This is a genomic window from Streptomyces sp. MRC013 (assembly GCF_023614235.1).
GTDB lineage: Bacteria > Actinomycetota > Actinomycetes > Streptomycetales > Streptomycetaceae > Streptomyces.
Genome location: NZ_CP094264.1, coordinates 1,719,937 through 1,743,834, shown reverse-complemented (window position 1 = coordinate 1,743,834; position 23,898 = coordinate 1,719,937). Strand labels below are relative to the sequence as shown.

Sequence of the window (23,898 nt, the reverse complement as noted above, 5' to 3'; positions counted from 1 at the left end):
GCCGCGTCACGTCCTGGTGGGCACGGGGCGCGGTCGCGGTGGGCGGCGACCGGTCGGCTCGAGGCCGCGGCGGCCGGCGGGCCGCAGCGGGCTCGGGGGCGCGGCGGGCCGGGCCGCGGGGTCGCGGGACGGCCCCCGGCGGGGGATTCACGGGCCCGGACGACGGAAGAGGCGGGAGCCGGTGCTCCTCGCCATTTTCAACGTATAGCGCACCGGGGGTCTTGCGGCAAGGCCCCCGTGAGGGCGCACAATCGCAGGCCGATACCGGAAGCTGTAGGATTGCGAGATTCACGCTATATGAGTGATTTTGTCAAGGGTGAGATGCGCGCCGTCCATGCGTTCGACCTCCCCGGCCGCCTCGCGCCCAAGGCCGACCCCGCGCTGATCGCCCGCGACGAGGAGCACTTCACGGCGGTCGCGGAATGCCTGGAGCAGTCGGTCGCCGACCTGTCCGGCCGTCTCGACGCCATGCGCAGGGCGCCCGGCGGCGCCGGCCGGGAGGCGATGGAGCGGGACATCGAGATCCACCGGCTGACCGCCCGCCTGCGCACCCTGCGCCGCTTCGGCCTGGACCTGTGCCTCGGGCGCATGGTGGGCGTGGACGACCCGGAGCCCGTGTACGTCGGACGGCTGGGTCTCACCGACGGCGCGGGCCGCCGGCTGCTGGTCGACTGGCGTTCCCCGGCGGCCGAGCCGTTCTTCGCGGCGACCCACGCCGACCCGATGGGCCTGGCGAGCCGCCGCAGGTACCGATGGATTCACGGCCGGGTCGGCGACTACTGGGACGAGGCGTTCACCGCCGAGGGGCTGGAGGGCAGCGCCGCGCTGGACGACCAGTCCGCCTTCATCGCCGCCCTGGGGGCCGACCGGTCCGACCGGATGCGGGACGTGCTCGCCACCATCCAGGCGGACCAGGACGCCGTCATCCGGGCGGGATCGCGCGGGACCCTCGTCGTGGACGGCGGTCCGGGCACCGGCAAGACCGTCGTCGCGCTGCACCGTTCCGCCTACCTGCTGTACTCCGACCCCCGGTTCGGGCACCGCCGGGGCGGCGTGCTGTTCGTCGGCCCCAGCCGCCCGTACCTGGCGTACGTCGCCGACGTGCTTCCCGGCCTCGGCGAGGAGGGGGTGCGCACCTGCACCCTGCGGGACCTCGTCGCCGAGGGCGCCGGGGCGGTCCCCGAGGCCGACCCGGAGGCGGCCCGCCTCAAGTCGTCCGCGGACATGGTGAAGGCCGTCGAGAAGGCCGTCGCGTTCTACGAGACGCCCCCTGCCGAGGGCATGACCGTCACCACGCCGTGGGGTGAGGTGCGGCTGACGGCCGAGGACTGGGCGGAGGCGTTCGGGGCGGCGGAGCCCGGCGTGCCGCACAACGAGGCGCGGGAGCGGATCTGGGAGGAACTGGTCGCGATCCTGCTGGACAAGCACGGTGACGGCGTGCCGGCCGGGCTGCTCCGCAGGGCGCTGAGCCGGGACGACGAGCTGACCGGCGCCCTCGGCGCCGCGTGGCCGCTGATCGAGGCGGCCGACCTGGTGGGCGACCTGTGGACGGTCCCCGCGTACCTGCGGATGTGCGCGCCCTGGCTGGGCCCCGAGGACGTGCGGAGGCTCCAGCGGGCCGACGGGCAGGCGTGGACGGTGTCCGACCTGCCGATCCTGGACGCGGCCCGGCAGCGGCTCGGCGACCCGGCGGCGGCCGTGCGCGGGCGGCGCCGCCGGGCCGCCGTCGCCGCCGAACGCGAGCGGATGTCCGCCGTCATCGACGACGTGATCGCGGCCGACGCCGACGGGGAGGGCGCGGTGACGATGCTGCACGGGCAGGACCTGCGGGACAGCCTGGTCGACGAGTCCGCGCTCCCCGCCGTCGAACCGGACGTCCTCGCCGGGCCGTTCGCGCACGTCGTCGTGGACGAGGCGCAGGAGCTGACGGACGCGGAGTGGCAGATGCTGCTGCTGCGCTGCCCGTCCCAGAGCTTCACCGTCGTCGGGGACCGGGCCCAGGCCAGGCGCGGGTTCACGGAGACATGGCGGGAGCGGCTGGGGAGGGTCGGGCTGGACCGGGTCGAGGTGGCGTCGCTGACCGTCAACTACCGGACGCCGGAGGAGGTCATGGCGGCGGCCGAGCCGGTCATCCGGGAGGTGCTGCCGGACGCCAACGTGCCGGTGTCCGTCCGCAGCGGCGGCGTCCCCGTGGAGTACGGCTCCGCAGAGGAGCTGGACGCGGTCCTCGACGACTGGCTCGGCACGCACGCGGACGGGACCGCCTGCGTCATCGGCGCCCCCGGCTTCCGGGGCCGGCCCCGCGTCCGGTCGCTGACCCCGGAGCTGTCGAAGGGCTTGGAGTTCGACATGGTGGTCCTCGTGGACCCGGAGCGGTTCGGTGCGGGCGTGACGGGGGCGGTGGACCGCTACGTGGCGATGACCAGGGCGACCCGGCGGCTCGTGGTCCTCTCCAGCCGCTGAGCGGCGCCGGAGCCGGAGCCGCCGGCCCGTCTCCGGGTCCCGTGGAACGGCGGGACCCGGGAGGCGCGCCCGCCGCGGTCGCGGTCGCGGCGGAGGGGCGCCCCGGCGGTTTCCGTGGCACCTCCCTCCCGGCGGCACCTTCCTCCCGGCGGCACCTTCCTCCCGGCGGCACCTCCCTCTCGGCGGCACCTCCCTCTCGGCGGCACCTCCCTCTCGGCGACGCCTCCCTCTCGGCGACGCCCCCTTCCGGCGGCGGGCCCGTCGGGTCCGTCGGGCTCGTCGGGCTCGGCGGGCTGGTGGATCCCGTGGGTCTCGTGGGGCCGTCGGAGCCGGGTCCCGCCGCCCGCTTCCGGGTCCGCCCGCCCGTCCCGGGTGCCGGTCAGCCGACGCCGTACCGCGCCGCGACGCCGGCGATCACGAGTTCCAGCCCCTCCGCGAAGTGCCGGTCGTAGTCCGCGAAGATCTCGGCGCCCGCGGCGGCGGACAGCGGAAAGTCGGCCAGCATCCGGGCGCGTTCCCCGAGGTCGTAGCCCTCGCGCCGCTCACCGGGCAGCGGCTCGACGCCCTGCTCCTCGGTGACGAAGCCGACCGTGTACAGGTACGTCGTCGTGGTGGCCCGGACCGCCTGGGGGAGGGTGAAGCCGGCGGCCGTGAGGAGGCGCAGGTCCTCCTCCATCCGCTCGGCGTGCTCGACGCCCGTGAAGCGCGAGCCGCTGAAGACCTTCGCGCCGTCGCGGTAGTCGCGCAGCGCCCCGCGCAGGCCGTGGGCGGACTTGCGCAACCGTTCCCGCCAGGTGTCGGCGGGGTGGAGGGGGATGCCGGCGACCATGCGGCGGTACATCTCCGTGGCCATCTCGTCGAGCAGCGCCTGCTTGTCCTTGAAGTGCCAGTACAGGGCGGGTGCCTTGACGCCCAGCTCGCGGCCGATGGCGCTCAGCGTCAGCCCTTCCAGGCCCACCTCGTTGAGGAGCTTCAGGGCCGCGTCCGCGACCCGCTTGCGGTCGAGGGGCGCGCGGTCTCTCACGTTCACGCTTGACAGCTTAACGCCGTTAAGGGCATCGTCGCACCCGACGGTACTTAACGACGTTAAGGAGTGTGGCTGCATGGCGGCACAGGTGGACGTACTGGTGGTGGGCGCGGGCCCGAGCGGCCTGGCCCTCGGCGTCGACCTCGCCCGGCGCGGAGTGGACGCGCTGGTCGTCGAGCGGGCCGACGGCCTGTCGCCCGGCTCGCGCGGCAAGGGACTCCAGCCGCGCACCCTGGAGGTCTTCCACGACCTCGGCGTCCTCGACGCGATCCGCGCGGCCGGCGGCACCTACCCGGTCGGGATGGTCTGGCGGGACGGGCGGCGCGTGGGCGAGTACCGGATGTTCGACGCGCCGGAGGCGACGGAGGGCGTGCCGTTCGACGAGCCGTGGATGGTGCCGCAGTGGCGCACCCAGGAGATCCTGCTGGCGCGGTTGCGCGAGCTGGGCGGGCGGGTCGCCTTCCGGCGGGAGGCGGTCGGCCTCGCGCAGGACGGGGACGGGGTGACCGTGTACTTCGCCGACGGCACGGAACTGCGGGCCCGCTACGCGGTCGCCGCCGACGGGGGCCGCTCGACGGTGCGCCGGGCGCTGGGCGTAGGGATGGTCGGCGAGGCGGTCGACCCCTTCCCCGCACTGGTGGCGGACGTCCGCATCACCGGCCTGGACCGCGACAACTGGCACTTCTTCCCCGGTGGCGAGGGCGCCGGAGGCGGCGAGGTCGCCGGGGGTGGCGAGGGCGGAGACCGCCTCATGGCGATCTGCCCGCTCGCGGGCACGGAGGACTTCCAGCTCGTGGCGCGGTTCCCGGAAGGCACCGCGGTGGACCTCTCCCCCGACGCCGTGCGCGACCTCGTCGCAGCCCGCTCGCACCTGCGCCGCGAGGACGTGAACGAGGTGCGGTGGACCTCGGACTTCCGCCCGCGCGCGGCCCTGGCGGACCGCTTCCGCGCGGGCCGCGTCCTCCTCGTCGGCGACGCGGCGCACGTCCACTCGCCGGCCGGCGGCCAGGGTCTCAACACCGGCGTCCAGGACGTGTACAACCTGGGGTGGAAACTCGGCGCGGTACTGCGGGACGGCGCGCCCGCCTCGCTCCTCGACACCTACGAGGAGGAGCGGCGCCCGATCGCCGCCGGTGTGCTCCGCCTGTCGAGGAGCGTGCACCGCGGCGAGACCCGCCGGGGCGGGGCGACCCGCCAACTCGGCCTCGGCTACCGCACCTCGTCCCTCACCGAGGAGACCCGCGGGAACCCCGGCCCGGTGAGGGCGGGTGACCGCGCGCCGGACGCGACGGTGAACGGGCTGCGGCTGTTCGACGCGTTCCGGGGGCCGCACTGGACCCTGCTGACGGCCGACGCGGACGTGGCGCGGGTGTACGGCGCGGGGGTGTTCCTGATCCGCCCGGACGGTTACGTGGGCTGGGCGGGGGAGACCCCGGAGGGGCTGGCGGAGTACGTGGGACGGGTGGGCGCGGAGGGCGCGTACCGGACGCTCGGCTGACGGGGAGGTCCGCCGCCGCGGACCCGGGGCGCGCGAATGCGCCGAAGGGGCTCGGGCCCTGGAGGGCGGGCCGGGGGCGGGCCCGCGCCACCGTACCGGCGAAGGCGCGCACGGGCGTTCCCCCGACCTTTGTGCCGGACCAGGCCGCGCCGCGCGGTGCGGGCCGCTCGGGCGGGGCGTGCCCGGCCCTCACGCCGGACAGTGGCGGCGCTCACCTCGCAGGTTCCGGGACGGGCGAAGCGGGTACCGTCCCGTCCGTGTCCGGAAGCCCGCCCGACGCGGCGGGGTCCTCCCGTATGAGATCCAGCTCGGCCCACACCGTCTTCCGCGGTACCGGCCCCTCCGCCACGCCCCACCGGTCGGCCGACGCGGCGACGATCAGCAGGCCGCGTCCGTTCTCGCCGTCGGTCGGAGGAGCCTGCGGTGTGGACGTGGGTACAGCCTCGGCGCGCGTGTCGGTCACCTTGACGCGCAGGACGCGATCGGCGTTCGTGAGGCGCAGGGCGAGGAGGAAGCCCCGACCGGGCACGCGCCCGTGCAGCGCTGCGTTGGCGGCGAGTTCGGCGACTACCTGGAGGGTGTCGTCGGCGCGTTCGCACGTCACGCCGCGTTCGCGCAACCACACGGCGGCCAGCTTCCGCCCGAGCCGGACGCCCGCGCGCGAGGGGGTGCAGCTTCATGCTCAAGTCGCCTGATCGAGCGGGAAGGCGGGGAGAATCGTGGTTCATGTCCACGAGGACACCGTGCTCCGCCCGCCGAGCGTAGGCGCGACCCCGCGGCGCGTACACGGTTTGCACATGGTGCAAATGCTGTACAACTGCGCGTGATCGAAGGCGTCTTGCGAGGACAGTGACGTTTTCTCAGCGGTTGTCACTTCCATGAGAGGGCGTTAAGTCCGTTTCTGGTAGCGGCCGCGTTCGGGTTGTTCGAGGAGTCCTTGGCGGACGAGTCGTCCCAGGCGGGAGCGGGTGACGTTGATCGAGGGCTCGTCGGTGGGCAGGCCGAGGTGTTCGTGCAGATCACGGACGCGGAACACCTTCTGGGGGTGGTCGTTGAACGTGGTCACGATGCGCTGGTAGACGGTCGCGGTGGCGGTCTCCGCGGGGGCCGTTCCGTGGTCGTGTGGGGTGAGGCCGTCGATGACCTTGCGGGTGGCGGCGAGCTCGGCCAGGCGGGCTTCGGTCTCGGCGAGGGCGGTGGTGAGCCGCTCGATCTGCTCGCGCAGGTTCTCGGCTCGTGCGGTGGTCTCGTCGTGTTCGGTCTGCAGCAGCCGCAGGAGTTCGTGGACGTTCACGCGGCCAGCTCCACGTCGTCCCGCCAGGCGGCGGTGGGGGTGGTCAGGCGGCGGAGCATGCCGGCGGTGGAGGCCCAGTAGACGCGTGAGGCCGCGTTGTCGGGCCGGTGGTCGTAGTCGCGGGCGAGGCGCCGGTGCAGCATGAGGGTGCCGTTGACCTGCTCAACCACCCACCGCTTCGGTTGCGGGACGAAGCCCTTGCCTTCGTCGCCGGGGTTGCGGCGGACCACCTCGACGGTGATGTCCTTCACCGCCCCGTGGATGATCACGGCGTCCTTGAAGCCCTGGTCGACCAGGACTTTCTCCAGGCGCATCCCGCACCGCTCGGCCGCCTGGTCCAGCAGGGCGATGCCGGCTTCGTTGTCGTGCGCGCTCGCGGCGAGGACCACCACACCGATGACCAGGCCCAGCACGTCGACGGCCAGTCCCCGCTTCCTGCCGGGCGTCTTCTTGTTCGCGTCCAGTCCCGTCGTCTTCTTCGGCACCCCGGCCGCCACACGGACGGACTGGGTATCGATGATCACCAGGGACGGGTCCTCTAATCGTCTGGACCTCTCCCGCACCTGGCAGCGCAGGATCTCCTGGATTCGCTGGTCAAGGCCGTCCTGGCGCCACAGGGTGAAGTAGTAGAACACCGCAGACCAGGCCGGGAGATCATGCGGCAGAAGCCGCCACTGACAGCCCGTCCGGTTCTGGTAGAGCAGCGCGTTCACGACCTCACGCAGGTCGCAGGAGCCCGGGTTCCCGGTCGCCGACCGCGCCACCCGCTCCTGCTTCCACGCGGTGACCAGCGGTTCGATCAGTGCCCACTGCTCGTCGGACAAGTCGGTTGCGTACGGCATCCGTTCCATGTCCGCGACCCCATCATGCACACGACACGACGCGGGCGTGGAACCGTTCCATCACCCACGAACGGGCGACACCACATCACCAGGAACGGGACTTAACGCCCTCTGAGTTGTTGAGGACGAGTGCGGCTTGGGCGATGCGTCCGATCCGGCTGGGGCTGAGCGTGACGTGCTGCAGCGCGCGCCAGCGCTGCTTGAGTTCAGCGGCGGCCCGTTCGCCCAGGGCCCGGATGCCGCGCAGGAGCCGGTTGTGGGCGCGGTTGTCCGGCGCGAGCGGGGAAGCGATGTCGGGGTGCGGACGGAACGGGGTGTGGATGCCCTTGCCGGCGCCGGTGTAGCCGACGTCGGCCAGCGTCGGCAGACCGGCGCGGGCCGCCGCGTACAAGGCGGGCAGGGCATGGATGCGGGCGGCACGCAGGTCGTGGACGGATCCGGGTTCGACGTCGGAGACCCACAGCGGGGTGCCGTCGGGTGCGGCCACGAACTGGATGTTCCCGGCGAAGTGCCGAGCCTTGCCGGAGTACCACAGGTCGTTGCCCTTCTCGGTAGTCCCGGCGACACGGTCGCAGGAGACCAGGGTGCCGTCCAGCACCACGTGGCTCATCTGCCGCGCGCGGCAGCGGTCCAGCACCTCATGCAGCTCGGGGGCCTGGTCGGCCAGGACGTCGATTGCCTCGTGGAGGTAGCGGTAGCCGGTGGCCTGCGAGATTCCCGCATCGCGGGCCAGGCAGTGCACGCAGCCGGCCTCGCGGAACCAGCGCAGCACGAAGACGGCCTGCCGGAACGGGCTCAACGCCCGGGAGCCCTTCGGGGTGCCGATCCGGCGGCGGTGGCCGGCCAGCAGCCGGGCCACGTATTCCACCACGTGGCGCGGGACGTCGAGCATGGCAACATAGGTGACCAACGTGAAGCCTCTGGTGCAACGGACGATCTTGTGGTGAGAACCGTCCTACCAAAGGCTTCACGTCTGTCCGCACCCGGGCCACCGCTGTCCGACCCAACCCTTAACGCCCTGATCAACCCACTTCCCGAAGATTATTTCGCTGAGAAAACGTCAATGAGGCTTTTCCATCATCGGCCTGAGCTGGTCAGGTGCATGGTGAAGGACGGCCTGGACAAGGCAGGCGATTCGGGTGGTCGAGCACCGGATCTTGCGCAGGAGCCGCCAGGACTTGAGGGTGGCGATGGCCTGCTCGACGGGGGCGCGGATTTTCGCGTGGGCCTGGTTCACCGCCTGCTGGCCGGCGGAGAGGGTCTCCCACCGTCCCCAGTACGGGGTGCGGGCCGTGCCACTGGCGCCTCGGTAGCCCTTGTCGGCCCAGCACGTGACGCCGGCCTCGGCGAGGGGGTCGGTGATGTCGTGTTCGCGGGCCGCGCGGACATCGTGGACAGCTCCGAGTAGGGCCGGTGAGGCCCACAGCAGCCAGCCGGAGGGGCCGGTGATGACCTGCACGTTCATCCCGTGCTTCTTGTGCTTGCCGGGGTAGGAGGGCCGGTCCGCGACGATGCGGTCGATCGGCAGAGGTGTGCCGTCCAGGAGCAGGTACGCCTTCGCCGACGCGGTCCGCACCGCGTCGGACAGGGTGGGCGCGAGGGTGGCCAGGAGATCGACGGCCTCGGTGACGTAGCGGTATGCGGTCGTGGTCCCGATGCCGAACCCGGCCGCGAGCTGGGCGTAGGTGTGTCCCACCCGTAGGTGGGCGAGCGTGAGGAGAGCCTGGCGGCCGGCGCTCGGCCGCCAACGGGAGCCGATCAGACGGCGGTGTCGCCGTAGTTCCTGGGCGAGGAAGCGAAGGGCAGAGCCGGACACGTCGATGCCGGGCGGGTAAGCAAGCACGCGAAGCCTCTGGTGGAGACGGTTCTCTTGGTCGAAAACCCATCTACCAGGGGCTTGACTACGTTGTCACCTCACCTGCCAATTTCTGTCCCCAGGTTGGAAAAGCTCACTGCCGCAAGGGGCACTCGCTCCCGCCCGCCGGGGCGGGCGGGAGCGAGCCTGCCCGACCGGTCACTTTCGAACGGGTGAGGTCCCATAACCCCTAGTAGTTATTACTAGTGGTTTTCAGTAGCTCTTCCCTATCTTGTTTCCTGTTCCGCAGGAATGATTGTTCATGCGTTCGATGGGGCGCTGGAGAAGTCAGGTCTGTCGAGCGATCGTGCGAACGGCCATGAGTGAGGGGAGAATTCGATGGACAAGCGATATGAAACCTACTGCATGGCCGATCCGGTGTTCTTTGATGCCCCCGGAAGGCCTGGAGATGTGGTTGGCGGGGCGAGTTCCGGAGAGTATGCGGTGGTGACTCGGCCTGTTCCGGACGGCTGGCGTTGCTATAGGGGAGATCTGTGGCTGGAACTGTGCCCTGCAGGCGATCGTATGGTCGACCAGGGGTGGAAGGTGCACGCCTCGGGCGTCATGGAGAATGCGGAACGAATCATTGAAACAGTATGGGACTTTTGCGTTCCGCGCCGATACGCGTTCAAGTTCCTGCCGAGTCGACGTGCCTTTCTCGGACAGAACGCAAAGTATGCGCCGCGTGGTTCGAGTGGAAAACTCGTAACCATATACCCCCGGGACGAAAAAGAATTGGGCGATGTGCTCACAAGGCTTTCCGCCCTCCTTGAGGGCGAACCTGGGCCGTACATCCTGAGCGATGTGAGGTACGGGGCAGGCCCTCTATATGCGCGCTACGGGGGGTTCCGCAAGAGGGATCTCCTGCTGGAGAGCGGTGATGTGGTTCCTGCCATGCGGGGAGCGGACGGGGAACTCGTCCCCGATCTTCGCAAGCCGGTGTTCGAGGTGCCGGAGTGGGTGACCCCGCCGGACGTCCTGCGGGAGTCCATAGCGGAGCGGGACGGGTCGTCTGGACCGGCGGACGCGTTTCCGTATGAGGTACAGAAGCCCCTGCACTTCTCCAATGGCGGCGGGATTTACCTGGCCAGACGCCTGAAGGATGACCTGCGTGTGGTGCTGAAAGAGGCGCGTCCCCATGCAGCGCTGGACGCGGCCGGTTCGGACGCGGTGACTCGATTGCTGCGCGAGCGGGACATCCTGCTGAAGCTGGACGGTATACAGGGAATACCGCGGCTGTACGAGCATTTCACGGCCTGGGACCACCACTTCTTGGCAATCGAGTACTTCGACGGTGAGCGCCTGAGTGCCAGGGAGGCGCAGACGTACCCCTTGCTGGGCGCAGACGCGTCGGTGGAGGACAAGGCCGCCTACACGGCCTGGGCAGTCGACGCGTGCGAGCAGGTTGAGGCGGTGCTCGACGAAATCCATCGACGCGGAGTGGTGTACGGGGACGTGCATCCGCACAACGTGCTGCTTCTTGCGGACGGCCGTGCCGCACTCATCGACTTCGAAACCTCCTCTGACGACCCGGAGGGCTTCCGGCAGGCCCTGGCGGCACCGGGCTTCGCGGCTCCGCCCGACATGCGTGGCGCCGAGATCGACAGATTCGCCCTGGCGGTACTCCGTCTGTGGCTGTTCATGCCCCTGGTGTCGATCCTCTGTCTCGACCAGGCCAAGGCATTCGATCTGATGACCGCAGTACGGGAGAACTTTCCCGTTCCCGACTCGTACATGACGGCGATCCGTACGGCACTGGGAAGTTCGCTGCCCGAGACAAAGGCGGTGCGGGCGGGTGTCGGCCAGCCCAGGGTACGCGTCGAGGGCGCGGATGGCACAGAAACCGACTGGCCCGCGTTGCTGGACTCGCTAGCCGCGGCGATCACCGCGAGCGCGACGCCCGACCGGCTCGACCGGCTCTTTCCGGGCGATGTACGCCAGTTCTCCCACGCGGGCGAGACCTTTGCGTTCGGCGCGTCGGGGGTTCTGCATGCGCTCGTTGAATGTGGTTACAGGATTCCTGAAGGTGCGGTCGAATGGCTGCTCAGCGCGATCGATCGAAACGGCGCTTCCCATCCGGGGTTCTTCGACGGCAGTCATGGAGTGGCCCATGTGTTGGACCGGTTGGGCCACCGCAAGGAGGCGCTGAGGCTTCTTGAACACCTGGATCCCGCGCTCGACAAGCTGCGGAACCCGAACCTCTTCAGCGGCCTGTCCGGAATTGGTCTTAACCTGGCACACTTCGCCGAAGTCACCGGCGACGACGAGTACCGGGTAGCCTCGCTCAGGCTTGCGGAGCGGGTGGCCGAGACCGTGTTCCGGGGTGCCTTTCCCCGTCCCACCTCATCCGCCCTCGGCGGACTCGGCCTAGTCAAGGCCACCACGGGGCCGGCGGGCCTGATGCACGGGTGGTCCGGCCCGGCTCTGTTCTTGCTGCGTACTTATGAGGCGACGGGCGACACCACCTGGCTGGACGCGGCGGTCCAAGCCACTCATCGCGACCTGGATCGGTGCCGGGTCTCCACGTTCGGCACTCTCAACGTAGACGAGGGCTGGCGTCTGAACCCCTATCTGGAAGGTGGCTCCGCAGGAGTCGCGCTGGTCGGTACGGAACTGCTCGCGCATCGTGACGACGCCCGGTTGGCGGAATCGATGGAAGCGGCACGGAACGCGTGCGCCTCCGAATTCTTCGCGCTCCCCGCTCTCTGGAGTGGCCGGGTCGGACAACTGGCTGTGCTGTACCGCATCGCGGACCCCGCCGACCCGGTGACCGCCGCCCGGCTGCGCCGCCACCTCGGACGCCTTTCCTGGCACCTGCTCGGGCTGCGCGGTGAGTCCGTCTTCCCAGGCTATCAACTCATGCGGATCTCCATGGATCACGCCACTGGAAACGCAGGCATCCTGCTCGGCCTCAAGAGTGTGCTGAGCGGCACTGTGAGTTTCCTCCCGTTCCTCCGGCCGATCGCCAAGGCGTTCTGACGGAGTTTCAACCCACCTCCTACGGGGCCGCTGTGGTCCCGTACCGAACAGAAGGAGCACATCATGGTGAACATCCTCGACCTCCAGGCCCTGGAGCTCCCGCAGGAGGAGGCCGACGCGCTGGCCAGCACGCAGAGCAACCACTGCAACGACACCAGCGGCATCAGCATCTTCTGCTGAGCGAGCTGAACCCAAGCGGTGGTGCGGGGCGGCATGAGCCGTCCCGCACCATCGTTCAGCAACCAGCACGACGGGCAACGAGGAGGATTCCATGGCGGGGACCGGAGGCACGGTCCACGGCGAGCCGGCACCTCATACGGGGGAGCAGTCCCGGTCCGAAGGCCGGCCCCCAGCGGAAGATTCTCGTGTGTCCGGCACTTGGCGGCGCATCGCGGAGACCGCAGCACCCTTCCGATGGCACTTGACCGCCTTTCTGATCCTGGTGGTGCTTGAGTCCGCTCTGATCGTGCTTCCCGCACTGCTCACCCAACGCATCGTCGATGAAGGAGTGCTGAAGGGCGACCGATCTCGGATCGTTCTTCTCGTGCTGGAGATCGTGTTACTGGCGACGGTGGCGGTGGCGGTGACATTGGCTCAGCGCAGACTGGCCGCCGGAATCGGCGAAGGGATCACTCTCGACCTGCGCCGCAGGGCTTTCGCCCATGTGCAGCGTATGCCGCTGTCCTTCTTCACCCGCATGCGCACGGGTGAGCTGGTCACCCGGCTGGACAATGACGTGCAGGGAGCGCAGCGCGCGCTCACCGGCACCGCCGCAACCCTGCTCTCGAATCTGGTGGCCGTCGCCACGGTAGGGGTCACCATGACCCTGCTTTCCTGGCAGATCACCTTGCTGGCCGCGGTTCTCGTCCCGGCTTGTCTCCTGCCAGCCCGCCTTCTCGACCGCCGCTTGCGCGAGCTCAACCGCCGACAGCTGGATGGCAGCGCCGAGCTGGGCACGTTCATGACCGAGCGGTTCAACGCGCGGGGAGCGATGCTGGCCAAGCTCTACGGCCGGGCCGAGGAAGAGGACCGCGCCTTCGTCCGCAGGGGTGCCAGACTGCGGGACACCGGAATCCGACTGGCCGTCGTCGGCTCTCTGCTCGGCCTCGCCGTCTCCTGGCTGGCGACGATGGCCACTGCGGCCGTCTACCTCACCGGCGGGTTCCTCGCCGTCGACGGGCGAATCTCCGTCGGCACCATGATCGCCTTGGTAACTCTGCTCGCCCGGCTGTACGGACCCATCACATCGCTCTCCCAGGCCAAGGCGGAGGTGACCGCCGCAGTGGTGAGTTTCGAGCGGATCTTTGAAGTGCTTGACCTCGTCCCCGCGGTGGCGGATTCCCCGGGCGCGCGAGAACTCCCGGCGGACGCCTCGTCCATCCGGTTCGATCGGGTGAGCCTGCGACACGGATCTGCCCCCGCTGACCTCACCTCGTGGGAAGCCGCCGCTTCCGGAACGACGGGATGCGGCACTGGCCGGTCCGCCGGGGAGCGTGACGTTCTTCGTGAGGTCAGCCTGTGCATCGAAGCGGGTCGGACGGTCGCCGTGGTCGGGCCTTCCGGCGCGGGAAAGTCGACACTGATCAACCTCGTGTGTCGGCTCCTCGACCCCACGAGTGGCGTAGTTCGCATCGGCGGCATTGACCTGCGGCAGGTCACTCAGGAGTCGCTGCGTTCCGCCATCGGCGTCGTCACGCAGGAAGGCCATTTCTTCCACGACACCCTGCGCGCCAACCTCGTGTACGCCCGCGCCGATGCCACCGAAGAGGAGTGTGAGGCGGCCTGCCGCGAGGCGATGGTCTGGGACACCGTACGACGACTGCCTAACGGTCTGGACACCGTGGTCGGTGACGGGGGCCACCACCTGTCCGGTGGTGAACGGCAGCGGTTCGCCATCGCCCGCCTGCTGTTGAAGAACCCGCGCATCGTGGTATTGGACGAAGCCACCGCTCATCTGGACTCGGAGTCGGAAGTGCAGGTACAGCGGGCCCTGGCCAGGGCCATGGCGGGCCGGACGGCACTGGTGGTGGCGCACCGGCTCGCCACCGTACGGTCGGCCGACCTCATCGTCGTCCTGCGGGACGGGTCCGTGGTGGAGACGGGCACCCACGAGGAACTGCTGACGGCCGGAGGCACGTACACGTCGTTGTACCGGGCACAGTTCGACGAGCCTCGGCCGTCCGTGTCCGCTGGCCCCTAGGGGGCGTATTCGGTTGTGATCAAGGGGTGGCTCGTGTGAGGTCCTTGATCCAGATCACGGATGCCCGGAGGTGGAGTCCGGCGAGGTAGCTCCCCGGGGTCTTGTCGTAGCGGGTGGCGATGCCTCGCCATGCCTTCATCCTGTTGATCGCCCGCTCGACGGTGTTCCGTTCCTTGTAGAGCTCGGTGTCGTGACTGACGGGCCTGCCGCCTCCGCTGCCCTTCTTCTTCCGGTTGGCGGCCTGGTCCTTCTTCTCCGGGATGACCGCTTTGATACGGCGTTTGCGCAGGTGGGCACGGTTGCCGCGAGACGAGTAAGCCTTGTCTCCGGCGACCGCGTCCGGCCGGGTTCGGGGGCGGCCGACGGGCCCGCGCACCCGCACCTTCTTCAGGACGGGGATGAACTGCGGGCTGTCCGCTGCCTGGCCCGCGGTCAGGATGAACGCCAGCGGGCGGCACTTGCGGTCGGCGGCGAGGTTGGACCTTGCTGGTCTGCCCGCCCCTGGAGCGTCCCAGGAGGGCGGCCTTCAGCCGGAGTTTCCGCCGACGCCGGACGCGTCGTCGTTCTTCCCGCGCGGGATCGCTTTCGGTCTCCTGCCCGCTTTGTTCTTCGAGGCCGCCCCCTTTGACCTGGCCTTCTCCTCCTCGGCGGCGGCTTTCTCCAGGGCGGTGACGACGTCCTCGTCGAGGTGCATCCCGGCCGCGTCGTGGTGGGCACGGGCGGTGGTGGAGTCGATGCTGACCAGGGACAGGTCCACCTCACCGCGCTTCGCAGCTTCCGCGATCAGGCCCTCCAGCAGGGCCTCGAAGACCCCGGCGTCACGCCACTGCCGGAAGCGGTTGTGGACGGTCGACCATGCACCGAACTCTGCCGGCATCTCCCGCCACTGGCCGCCCGTCTTGAACCGCCAGATCACGCCCTCAAACTGCTGCCGCAACCGCTCGGGGTACGGGCCGTACTCACCGATCGGCAGGTACGGCTCGATGCACTCCCACTCCGGGTCGGTCAGTTGCACTCGTGTCACATACGACGGTCTACCGGACCAGACCGCGTCACAAAGACACATCCCACAGATTGATCACGACTCGATACGCGCCCTAACGGCGCAGATAGGCCAGAACCGCGAGCACCCGTCGGTGGTCCGCGTCACTCGGGGGCAACTCCAGCTTGTCGAAGATCTTCCCGATGTGTTTCGACACGGCGGCCTGACTGAACGACAGCGACTGGGCGATGGCCGAGTTGGAGCGGCCTTCGGCCATCAAAGCGAGTACCTCCGTCTCACGTGGCGTGAGCTCCCGTACCGAAGTACGTCCGCGGCGGCTACCCAGCAGCCGCCGTATGATCTCCGGATCGATCACGGTCTCACCGTCGGCGACCCGCTGCGCCTGGGTAACGAAGTCCACCACGTCTCCGACCCGGTCCTTGAGCAGATAACCTACGCCCGAGGCTCCGGTCCCGGTCTTGGTCTCGCCGGCCCCCAGCAGTTCAGAGGCGTAGTCCGCCTCCAGGTACTGCGAGAGCACCAGTACGCCGAGGCCAGGATGTTCCCGCCGCAGGACGATCGCCGCCCGCAGTCCTTCGTCCCGGAAGCCGGGCGGGAGCCGGACGTCGACCACGGCGAGTTCCGGCGCGTGTTCACGTACCGCGGCCAGCAGGGACGGGGCGTTGTCCACCGCCGCGACGACTTGGTGGCCGAACTTCACGAGGATCTGGACCAGCCCTTCACGCAGTAGGGCGGAGTCCTCAGCGATCACGATGCGCACGGTATCTCCACGTGTAACAGGGTCGGCCCGCCGATCGGGCTCGACAGGTGAACGGTGCCGCCCAGAGCCGCCACCCGGTCCGCCAGCCCCAGCAGGCCGCTGCCGTCCTCGGCGTCCGCGCCCCCGCGCCCGTCGTCGTAAACCTCGAGCACCAGGCGTGGCCCGGACATGCGCAGCGACAGCCGGGCCTCGTTCGCCTCACTGTGCTTCGTCACGTTCGCCAGTGCTTCGCAGGCCACGAAATAGGTGGTCGCCTCCACGGCCTCCGGGAGCCGGTCGGCCAGCTCGATCTCCGCCGTCACCGGCAGGGGTGAACTCTCCGCGAGGGCGGTGAGCGCGATGGGCAGGCCCCGGTCGGTGAGGACTGCCGGGAAGATGCCGTGCACGAGGTCGCGCAGCTCGGTCAGGGTGAGCCGTGCCTGCTCGTGCGCGCGTTCCACCAGCTCTCGAATCTCCGTGCCGCTGTCGGTCACGGCCAGCCGGGCCAGTCCCAGCGTCATGATGAGCCCGGTGAGCCGCTGCTGCGCCCCGTCGTGCAGATCCCGCTCGATGCGCCGGCGTTCTGCGTCGTACGCGTCCATGATCCGTGCTCTGGAGCGCACCAGCCGTCCGATGTACTGCTCCTGGTCCGTGCCCTGCTCCGGCTTACGCTTGCCCAGCAGGTACACGGTGGCCTCGGCCCGCGCGTCGGCGTAGCGGGTGAGGAGCAGGTGGGTGAGGACCAGGGACACCGCTCCGCACAGCACCAGCACCAGGGCCTGTGCGTCCGTGTCGGCCTGGAACACCGCCACCCGCAGGCTGCCGTCACGGGTGAGGCGGCGCAGCACCGGTGCGGTCAGCAGGGCACCGCAGAGCGTCACGGAAGCGAGGACGAACACGAACTCGATGATCGAGAGCACACCGTGGAGCACGGCGTAAGCGAACTCCCACCAGGTGGCCCGCTCCGCCAACCGTTGCCGCACCCAGACCATCGGACCGTCGGCTGTGCGGAGGTGCGTCGGGCGGTCGGTTCTACGGGGGGCGGGGGCGAAGAGATCGCTCCCTTGGCCGAACCCGTCCCGTTCCCCGGTGAACAGACGTAACCGGAGGCGCTCGACCATACCCAGAGGTACGCCCGAGACGAGTACCGCGCAGAGCGGGACCACCCCAACGAGCAGAGGTAAGGTGGCGACTCCGGTGGCCAGCAGTGCACTGGAGACGACCAGCCAGGTGAGGCCGGTGGCCAGGCCGGTGGCCAGGTACAGGGCGGCCCGAACCGATTGCGCCGCCCGCTCCCGTAACCGCGCGGCCCCGGTCCCGTGCACCATTCCCGTCCCCGTCCCCGTGCGGGAGGGTAGAGCTTTCCCTACCCCCGCTGTCGACCTGTCTCCATCGACAACCCCGTGTGGGACCACTTGGCTTGTCATATGACGACTCCGCGGTCATCTCCCGTGCCTCACGTTACTACCCGCTCGCCTCACGCCGTCCGGTTGCGTGCGCTCTCCAAGGTGTACGGCCGCGGGGACAACGCGGTCGCCGCGCTGCAGGAGGTCAGCCACGATTTTCCGGGCGGTACCTTCACGGCCGTGATGGGGCCGTCCGGGTCCGGCAAGTCGACGCTCATGCACTGCGCGGCCGGGCTGGAGCCACCCACTTCGGGCAGTGTCATGATCGGGAACCGGGACATCGGGGGATGGTCCGAGCGACGGCTGACCCGATTGCGTCGAGCCCATATCGGATTCGTGTTCCAGGAGTTCAATCTGGTACCGGCATTAAACGTCGTCGACAACGTGGCCCTCCCACTGCGGTTGGCGGGGCGCAGGCCCGATTCCGCGCGCCTGGCCGACATCCTTTCCCGCGTCGGACTCGGAGACCGTCGCAGGCACCGGCCGGCGGAGCTGTCGGGAGGACAACAGCAGAGGGTGGCGGTGGCCCGGGCGCTGATCACCGAGCCCGAGATCGTCTTCGCCGACGAGCCGACCGGTGCTCTGGACCGCGCTTCGGGTCGTGATGTGCTCGCCCTGCTGCGTGACGCCGTCGACGGCCTCGGCACGACCGTCGTCATGGTGACCCACGATCCGCAGGCCGCGGCCTGGGCGGATGAAGTGCTCGTCCTCGCGGACGGCAGGCTGGCGGACCGCCTGACCGGCGAGAGCGTGGCGCCCGACACGATCGCGGCCAGGCTCGCCGCGGTGGGGAGCTGAACGGTGTTCTCCTTCGTTCTCGACTCCTGTCGCTCACGACTGGGCCAGTACGCGGGTTCGCTTCTCGTGGTGGTCATGATGTCCGCCCTCTTCACTGCGCTCGCAACAATCGTGGACCGTGTCCACCGGGCCGGGCTCGGGCACGGGCCGGAGCGGTCCGCCGAGTCCCTGATGGGCCTGGTCGGCGGCACCTCCGGACTGGCGGCTCTGCTGTTGGTCGGCAACACCCTGGCACTCGTCGTCCGCAGGCGCCGACGCGAGATCGGTGTACTGCGGACGATCGGGGCGACCCCGATTCAGGTGGGGGCGGGGATCGTCGCGGAAATGTCGGTGATCGCACTGGCGGGTGGTGTCGCGGGGGCCGTCGCCGGCAGCCTCTGTGCCGGGCCCGCCCTCGACTGGCTTGTCGCCAACAAGGTCTTCCCGCCCGGCCCCGAGGCGGGGTTCTCCCCGCAGGGCTTCGTGATCGGCGTGCTGAGCACCGTTGGGGTCGCCGTACTCGCCACGCTGGTCTCGGTGCGTCGGCCGGCACGGACGTCTCCGCTCTCCGGCTTGCGCGAGGCGGAGGTGGAGCGCGGCGTCATGCCCGTCGGCCGCATGGCCACAGCCGTGCTCACCCTGGTCCTCGCCGGGGCCGTCTGGCAGCGCTACGAGCACGAGAGCGGTGCCGACCAGGCCGTCAACGGCGCGGTGGGACTGTGTCTGTTTCTGCTTCTGTCGGCTTGGTTGTTGGCTCCGCTGCTTGTACGCCCCCTGGTGGTGCCGGGCGCACTGCCGGGGCTTCTCCTCTCGCGTTACTCGGGGCGCCTGGCTGCCGTCACCAGCATCCGTTCCGCACGGCGGGTGGCGGCCATGTCCGGCCCCGTACTCATCGCGGTGGGGCTCAGTGCGGCGCTGCTGTGCAGTGGTGCGGCATCGGACGCGATCATCAGGAGTCAGGCCTCCATGAACGCGTCCGCCACCGCTGCCCCTCCGGTGCCGCCCCCATCCGCGTCCTCCACCGGCACGCCGACGGAGGCAGGGAGAGCGGAGGACGACGGAGCCGACATCTCCGTGCTGCGCGAGCAACAGCGTCGGAACGAGGTGGGGACGCGTGTACTCATGACGCCACTGATCGTCTTCTCGGCCATCGGCATCCTCAACACCCTGCTTCTGACCACTCGGCAACGCCGTGGGGAGTTCGCGGTGCTGCGGCTGACCGGCGCCACGAGTGCCCAACTGCTGCGCATGCTCCTCTGGGAGTCGGTGGTGGTCGTGGTCGGCGCGGTTCTCACCGCGAGCGCTGTACTGGGTGTCTTCCTGTCGGTGTTGTCGAGACGGCTGGCACCACACGGCGTGGACTTCGACTCTCTCGTGCCGGGAGAAGCGCTGGCCCAGGTGGTGTCTTCCTGCGCGGCTCTGGGGCTGCTCGGCGTCCTCGTGCCGGGGGTGCTCGTACTGCGCGTACGCCCGGTGCAGGCGGCGCGAACTCGCGATTGAGCACGGAGAACCGGGGGGTACGACTACCTTCGGCGCACCCGGGGCCGCCCGACCGGCGGCTCCTACGTGCCCGAGAACGGCAATCGAGGCCCAGGGGGAACCTTCCGTGATCCGAGTGCTGGTGGCGGAGGACATGCACCTGCTGAGGGAAGCACTGGTGAGTGCGCTGCGACTGGAGGAAGACATCGAGGTCGTAGGAGAACTCGAACGAGGTGATCAAATCATCGACAGGGCCGGAGAGACCGTGCCCGATGTGGCTCTCATCGACATCGATCTGCCAGGGCTGGACGGGATCTCCGCAGCCACCCGGTTGAAGGAGACCCTTCCGTGCTGTCGAATCCTCATTGTCACCGGTCTCGCGAGGCCGGGGAACATCCGTCGTGCCGTCGAAGCGGGCGTCGCCGGCTTCCTGCTGAAGGACACCCCCCTCGACCAACTCGTCTTCGCGATCCAGCGTGTCGCGAGGGGTGAGCGAGTGATCGATGTGGAGTTGGCCGCCGTCGCCATGAAAACCAGCGCTAGTCCGTTCACCCGGCGCGAGGCGGAGGTGCTCCGGCTTGCGGCTGAAGGGGCCCCCGCCCGGGAAATAGCAGACCGGCTCTGCTTGGAGCTCAGTACGGTACGGAACTACCTTTCGACGGTGGTCACCAAGTCAGGGGCCAGAAACCGAGTCGACGCCATCAGGATCTCGATGGCGGAGGGCTGGATCTGAAGCCATCCATGGGATTAGACGACTCTCTCCCCAGACCGACCCACGGCCCCTGATGACGTTACGAATCAATCCGGCCGGCGTGTCGGGGACCATCGCCTCGAGCCTGAACTCCTCGTGACCCGCTATTCCGCCACGGGATACATGCAACCTGCCACCGAGCGCGAGGATACGCTCGGACAGGCTGCGCAACCCCACCCCGTGCAGGGTTCCACCGGTCTCCCGCTTCGGCGTAGGACCGTCGTTGATGATGACGAGCCGGACGGAGTCGTCACGCCGGAAGAGCCGCACCACGCAGTAACGGGCTGTGCTGTGCTTGAGCACATTGCTCGTGCCCTCCCTCAGTACCGCTGCGAGAACGCTGCTCGACCGGTGAGCGAAGTCGACGCCGAGGGATGAGAACCGAGGTTCGATACCAGCGGCCTCAAGCACCGATCGAGCGGATTCGATCTCATTGTCCAAAGACAGGTGATGGTAGTCGTGCGCGACTTTCCGCATTTCCGAGTGCGTGTTCCGAATGACTTGGATGACCTGGGAAAGTTCCGCACGGGCGCTGTCGGGGCTCCGCTCGGCCAAGCGGTAGGCTAGTTCAGACTTCGTCGCCGCGGTCGAGAGACTGTAACCGACCAGGTCATGCAGGTCTCGCGCGAAACGGTGCCGCTCGTTGATGACGGCGAGTTGGGCGTCCTCTCCACGAGCGGCCTGAAGCCGTTCGGCCAACTGAGCCAACCGCGTCACGCAGAAAAAAGTCAAACCGGTCAACCCGGTGATCGTGAGGGAGAAGAGAGCTGCTCCGGCTTCGGCTGAGGTCAGGAACGTCGCACATGCCTGCAGGGTGCTGAGGGCACCTGCGAGGGCCCAGGCCGTCCTCCCGTCCAACGTGATGAGAAATGCCCCGGCGAGCAGGCCGGAAATCCCCGCCCATTCGCCATGTACGAGTGGCAGTGGAGACAATGTCAGAAGGGATTGAAGAAAAAAGGAAATGGTGGGTGGTGAATTTGATGCACTGCATAGTGCACGTGAGCAGTGCAGAATATGTAGGCCTGTGACGGTTGCCAGGAGAAAGGCGATCGCTGTCGTCTCGTATATGTCCGGTCGCCACTTGAGGGCGGACGTGAAGGCGTGCAGCGATAGGACGGCGGAGATTCCCGCCATTCCCCCCACAGCTAATTTCTGAATACGGGGAAGGATGTCGACTTCGACATTCTTGACCCCTTTGGAAAAATACCCCCGCACGAGAAGCAGTCCCCCAGTGCTGATTTACTGTCCGGAGTTTTAGGTTCCTTTTGGTTGTTGTTTTCTGTGGGTTCGATAGGGTTGGGGATATTTGTATGGAGAACCTCCCTGGTTTCCGCCGGCGTTCTGGTTGGACTGCGGATTCAGGTCATCTGGTGGCTGTGTAACTCGAGGATGGGACGGTCGAGTCCTCGGTGGGAAGCCGCCGGTCGATGGATATTCGTTAAGGCTCCTGCGTGAGCGGGGTGCGCCCTGGCGGGTGCAGCGTGCCATATATCGTGGCGTGTGTCGCGCGAAATCAGGCCATCAGGTTCGGAGGTTCGGCAAGTGCTCTGGGCATGGGTTCGCGGAAGCTCGTAGATGTCATGACCCCATTGAACCCGGGACTGTCCCGACCCGGAAGTTTCTTTGGCTTGAAGGTCGCGTACTAGCTGGTGAGCAGTTTCCGACCTAGCGCTGAGGTTGGGGCGGATACCGCTGGTAGCAGCGGATGAAAACTCCTGGTAGATAGGTTGTCGACCGAGGCCAACCTGCCTGGCCGGGAGCTTCGTGAGCTTGTCTGCCCATCGGCGATCGATCTGTCCAATTCGACTCTGCGGTTCCTCGCTGTGACCGAAGCCGGCGCGGCCTACTGGTGCGGATAAGGTCCGTCGAGGCGCCGACGGCACCGCCCGGGTGCCCGGCTGAACCGTTTTCGTTCTGAATACGTGCAGGTCGGTAGGGTGTGGACGGCTTGGACGGCTGTGCCGATGTGGTGGGTGGAAAAGTGGACTCGCTGCAGTGGCCGCCACGTCCTGAGTTGGGCGAAGGCGCGTTCGCCGGGGCTCGGAGTCGGGCGTGGTCGCGGTTGGACTGCCGGTGGTGCTCGGGGTGTTCGCGGTGGTGGTGGTACGGGGTGCGGAAGGTGGCGCCGGCGCCTCGGTGGGCGCGGTCCGCGAGTACGAGGATCTGTCGGGTGGGGCAGGCGTGGACGAGGCCGTGGGCGCGGGCCGCGGTCAGGTCGTGGGTGTGGCCCGGGGGTGCGCGGGAGGACCACAGCGGGGTGCCGTCCGAACACGCGACGACTTGGACGTTCATGCCGTGCTTGCGGTGTTTCTAGGAACAGTACGGTTCGTCCGAGGCGATGTGATCGACGGGGATGGGCGTGCCGTCGGCGATGACGAAGTCTCCCCCGCCCAGGCTGGCGGGGGCCTCGTGCAGGCCGGGCGCCCAGGAGGCCAGGACCTCCGGGGGCTCGTCGACGTACCGCCAGGCGGTCGTGGTGGAAATCCCGAACCCCGCCGCGAGCCTGGGTGGTGCCTCGTTCTCACGCAGGTACACCAGCGCCGTCAGAGCCTGCTGGAAGCAGCCCGGCTCGCGCCACCGAGTGCCGCGTTCACGCCTTCGGGCACAGAGCAGCCATGAGGCGTGCTCGACCAACCGGGGTACGCGGCCTCTGCCGGGCGGCAGCCCCGAACGGGGTCTGCAGGCAACCTGGCGTCGCCTCCTCCGCCCTCGCGGTGACCGCCCAGTGGGGATGGACCCGGTGGATACGCGGGAGGGACGAGCGAGCGGTCGCGCCGCAGGAGATACAGCAGGGCTCCGTATGGGCGGCGGGGGCGGACTACCAGGGCACTGCCACGCTTCTCCCGGAACATGCGACGGTGCCTGCCGTACCTGGGTGCTCACCAGGCCGAAGGGACGGGCTCCGGTCTGGGCGGGGTGACAGGACCCCCGGTGCAGGGGCCCCGTAGGGGCCGTGAGGCACAATCGGCCCATGACGAGTCCTGAGCGGCCCGGAGAGTCCGGGACACCGTACGAGCCCGCCTACGCCGACCGCTCCTACCGGTCGCCGATGGCCATGGCGGGCGGTGCGCTGCTGCTCGGCATCGGCCTGTGGATGGGCGGCGACGCCCTGCTCCGCGGAGACGGCCGCACGCCCTGGACGGCGGCGGCCGCCCTGCTGCTGGGCGTGCCGCTGGTGGTCGCCTTCACCTTCCGGCCCGCCGTCTTCGCCGGCGACGACCGGATGCGCGTGCGCAACCCGTTCCGCACCATCGTCCTCCCCTGGGCCGCCGTGGCGACGGTGCGGGCGACGTACTCGACCGAGGTCGTGACCCGGGACGGCACCAGGTACCAGGTGTGGGCGGTGCCCGTCTCCATGCGGCAGCGGAAGCGCGCCGCGCGCGGCGGCGACGGGGCCTCCGCCGGCACCGAGGACACCCTCCGGGAACTGCGGGAGCTCGCCGAGCGGAACGCCGCCCGCCCCACCGCGGGCGGCGAGCCCGAGGTCCGGTGGGCGTACGAGGTCATCGCCCCCGCCCTGCTCGGCCTGGCCGCCCTGGTGGTCCTGCTCGCCATCGGGTGAACGGCCCGGGGGCGCCGGGGCCC

17 protein-coding genes and 3 pseudogenes are annotated in these 23,898 nt (G+C 69.2%); 9 read left to right on the top strand and 11 right to left on the bottom strand.

The genetic code is table 11. The annotated features are described in order from the left end of the window. Window positions 1-297: 297 nt before the first annotated feature. Complete coding sequence (gene helR, locus LUW75_RS07720) at window positions 298-2,463, top strand: RNA polymerase recycling motor ATPase HelR (protein ID WP_250334959.1); 2,166 nt, start codon at window positions 298-300, stop codon at window positions 2,461-2,463. Window positions 2,464-2,842: 379 nt separating this feature from the next. On the opposite strand, the gene LUW75_RS07715 is transcribed toward helR, so the two are convergent. Beyond that, complete coding sequence (locus LUW75_RS07715) at window positions 2,843-3,493, bottom strand: TetR/AcrR family transcriptional regulator (protein ID WP_250334958.1); 651 nt, start codon at window positions 3,491-3,493, stop codon at window positions 2,843-2,845. Between the two features lie 73 nt (window positions 3,494-3,566). On the opposite strand from LUW75_RS07715, the gene LUW75_RS07710 reads away from it, so the two are divergent. Beyond that, window positions 3,567-4,988, top strand: a complete 1,422-nt coding sequence (locus tag LUW75_RS07710; protein WP_250334957.1) for an FAD-dependent monooxygenase — start codon at window positions 3,567-3,569, stop codon at window positions 4,986-4,988. 211 nt (window positions 4,989-5,199) lie between these two features. Here the strand turns inward: LUW75_RS07710 and LUW75_RS07705 are convergent, their stop codons facing one another. The 5 genes and pseudogenes from LUW75_RS07705 to LUW75_RS07685 all read right to left on the bottom strand — a co-directional run bounded on the left by LUW75_RS07705 (window position 5,200) and on the right by LUW75_RS07685 (window position 8,967). Beyond that, window positions 5,200-5,613, bottom strand: a complete 414-nt coding sequence (locus LUW75_RS07705) for an ATP-binding protein (RefSeq protein ID WP_250334956.1) — start codon at window positions 5,611-5,613, stop codon at window positions 5,200-5,202. Between the two features lie 264 nt (window positions 5,614-5,877). Beyond that, complete coding sequence (locus LUW75_RS07700; protein ID WP_250334955.1) at window positions 5,878-6,282, bottom strand: type IV toxin-antitoxin system AbiEi family antitoxin domain-containing protein; 405 nt, start codon at window positions 6,280-6,282, stop codon at window positions 5,878-5,880. Beyond that, window positions 6,279-7,133 carry an IS5 family transposase gene (locus LUW75_RS07695; protein ID WP_250334954.1) on the bottom strand — a complete coding sequence of 285 codons (855 nt, stop codon included), beginning with the start codon at window positions 7,131-7,133 and terminating at the stop codon, window positions 6,279-6,281. The genes LUW75_RS07700 and LUW75_RS07695 overlap by 4 nt, the downstream gene beginning before the upstream one ends. Before the next feature lie 76 nt (window positions 7,134-7,209). Then, a complete protein-coding gene (locus tag LUW75_RS07690; RefSeq protein WP_462933704.1) occupies window positions 7,210-8,034 on the bottom strand; it encodes a transposase family protein in 825 nt (274 codons plus the stop codon). Window positions 8,035-8,201: 167 nt separating this feature from the next. Beyond that, window positions 8,202-8,967: pseudogene (locus LUW75_RS07685) on the bottom strand (transposase family protein). A gap of 351 nt (window positions 8,968-9,318) precedes the next feature. On the opposite strand from LUW75_RS07685, the gene lanKC reads away from it, so the two are divergent. The 3 genes from lanKC (at window position 9,319) to LUW75_RS07670 (ending at window position 14,158) form a co-directional block, all read left to right on the top strand. Continuing rightward, a complete protein-coding gene (gene lanKC, locus LUW75_RS07680; RefSeq protein ID WP_250334952.1) occupies window positions 9,319-11,958 on the top strand; it encodes a class III lanthionine synthetase LanKC in 2,640 nt (879 codons plus the stop codon). A 63-nt stretch (window positions 11,959-12,021) separates the two neighbouring features. Continuing rightward, window positions 12,022-12,138, top strand: a complete 117-nt coding sequence (locus LUW75_RS07675; protein WP_250334951.1) for a class III lanthipeptide — start codon at window positions 12,022-12,024, stop codon at window positions 12,136-12,138. 241 nt (window positions 12,139-12,379) lie between these two features. Continuing rightward, window positions 12,380-14,158: an ABC transporter ATP-binding protein gene (locus tag LUW75_RS07670; RefSeq protein WP_250334950.1), complete on the top strand. Its 1,779-nt coding sequence runs from the start codon at window positions 12,380-12,382 to the stop codon at window positions 14,156-14,158. 19 nt (window positions 14,159-14,177) lie between these two features. Here the strand turns inward: LUW75_RS07670 and LUW75_RS07665 are convergent. The 3 genes and pseudogenes from LUW75_RS07665 to LUW75_RS07655 all read right to left on the bottom strand — a co-directional run bounded on the left by LUW75_RS07665 (window position 14,178) and on the right by LUW75_RS07655 (window position 17,228). Beyond that, window positions 14,178-15,182: pseudogene (locus LUW75_RS07665) on the bottom strand (IS5 family transposase). Between the two features lie 73 nt (window positions 15,183-15,255). Further along, the gene (locus LUW75_RS07660) at window positions 15,256-15,912 is read right to left on the bottom strand and encodes a response regulator transcription factor (protein WP_250334949.1); all 657 of its coding nucleotides are present in this window, start codon (window positions 15,910-15,912) and stop codon (window positions 15,256-15,258) included. Beyond that, window positions 15,909-17,228, bottom strand: coding sequence for a sensor histidine kinase (locus tag LUW75_RS07655; RefSeq protein WP_250334948.1), 1,320 nt, complete (start codon window positions 17,226-17,228; stop codon window positions 15,909-15,911). The genes LUW75_RS07660 and LUW75_RS07655 overlap by 4 nt, the downstream gene beginning before the upstream one ends. A 99-nt stretch (window positions 17,229-17,327) precedes the next feature. Here LUW75_RS07655 and LUW75_RS07650 point away from each other — a divergent pair, with 99 nt between their 5' ends. The 3 genes from LUW75_RS07650 (at window position 17,328) to LUW75_RS07640 (ending at window position 20,295) form a co-directional block, all read left to right on the top strand. Next, window positions 17,328-18,104: an ABC transporter ATP-binding protein gene (locus tag LUW75_RS07650; RefSeq protein WP_250334947.1), complete on the top strand. Its 777-nt coding sequence runs from the start codon at window positions 17,328-17,330 to the stop codon at window positions 18,102-18,104. Window positions 18,105-18,107: 3 nt separating this feature from the next. Next, window positions 18,108-19,583 carry an FtsX-like permease family protein gene (locus tag LUW75_RS07645; protein ID WP_250334946.1) on the top strand — a complete coding sequence of 492 codons (1,476 nt, stop codon included), beginning with the start codon at window positions 18,108-18,110 and terminating at the stop codon, window positions 19,581-19,583. Window positions 19,584-19,689: 106 nt separating this feature from the next. Beyond that, window positions 19,690-20,295, top strand: coding sequence for a response regulator transcription factor (locus tag LUW75_RS07640; RefSeq protein ID WP_250334945.1), 606 nt, complete (start codon window positions 19,690-19,692; stop codon window positions 20,293-20,295). On the opposite strand, the gene LUW75_RS07635 is transcribed toward LUW75_RS07640, so the two are convergent. Both LUW75_RS07635 and LUW75_RS07630 read right to left on the bottom strand, forming a co-directional pair. Further along, window positions 20,236-21,528 (bottom strand): sensor histidine kinase, encoded by a 1,293-nt coding sequence (locus LUW75_RS07635; protein ID WP_250334944.1) that lies wholly within the window; start codon window positions 21,526-21,528, stop codon window positions 20,236-20,238. The genes LUW75_RS07640 and LUW75_RS07635 overlap by 60 nt on opposite strands. Window positions 21,529-22,228: 700 nt before the next feature. Beyond that, a pseudogene (locus tag LUW75_RS07630) lies at window positions 22,229-22,977 on the bottom strand (transposase family protein); the annotation flags it as partial. A gap of 307 nt (window positions 22,978-23,284) precedes the next feature. On the opposite strand from LUW75_RS07630, the gene LUW75_RS07625 reads away from it, so the two are divergent. Then, a complete protein-coding gene (locus LUW75_RS07625; RefSeq protein ID WP_250334943.1) occupies window positions 23,285-23,875 on the top strand; it encodes a PH domain-containing protein in 591 nt (196 codons plus the stop codon). Window positions 23,876-23,898 lie beyond the last annotated feature (23 nt).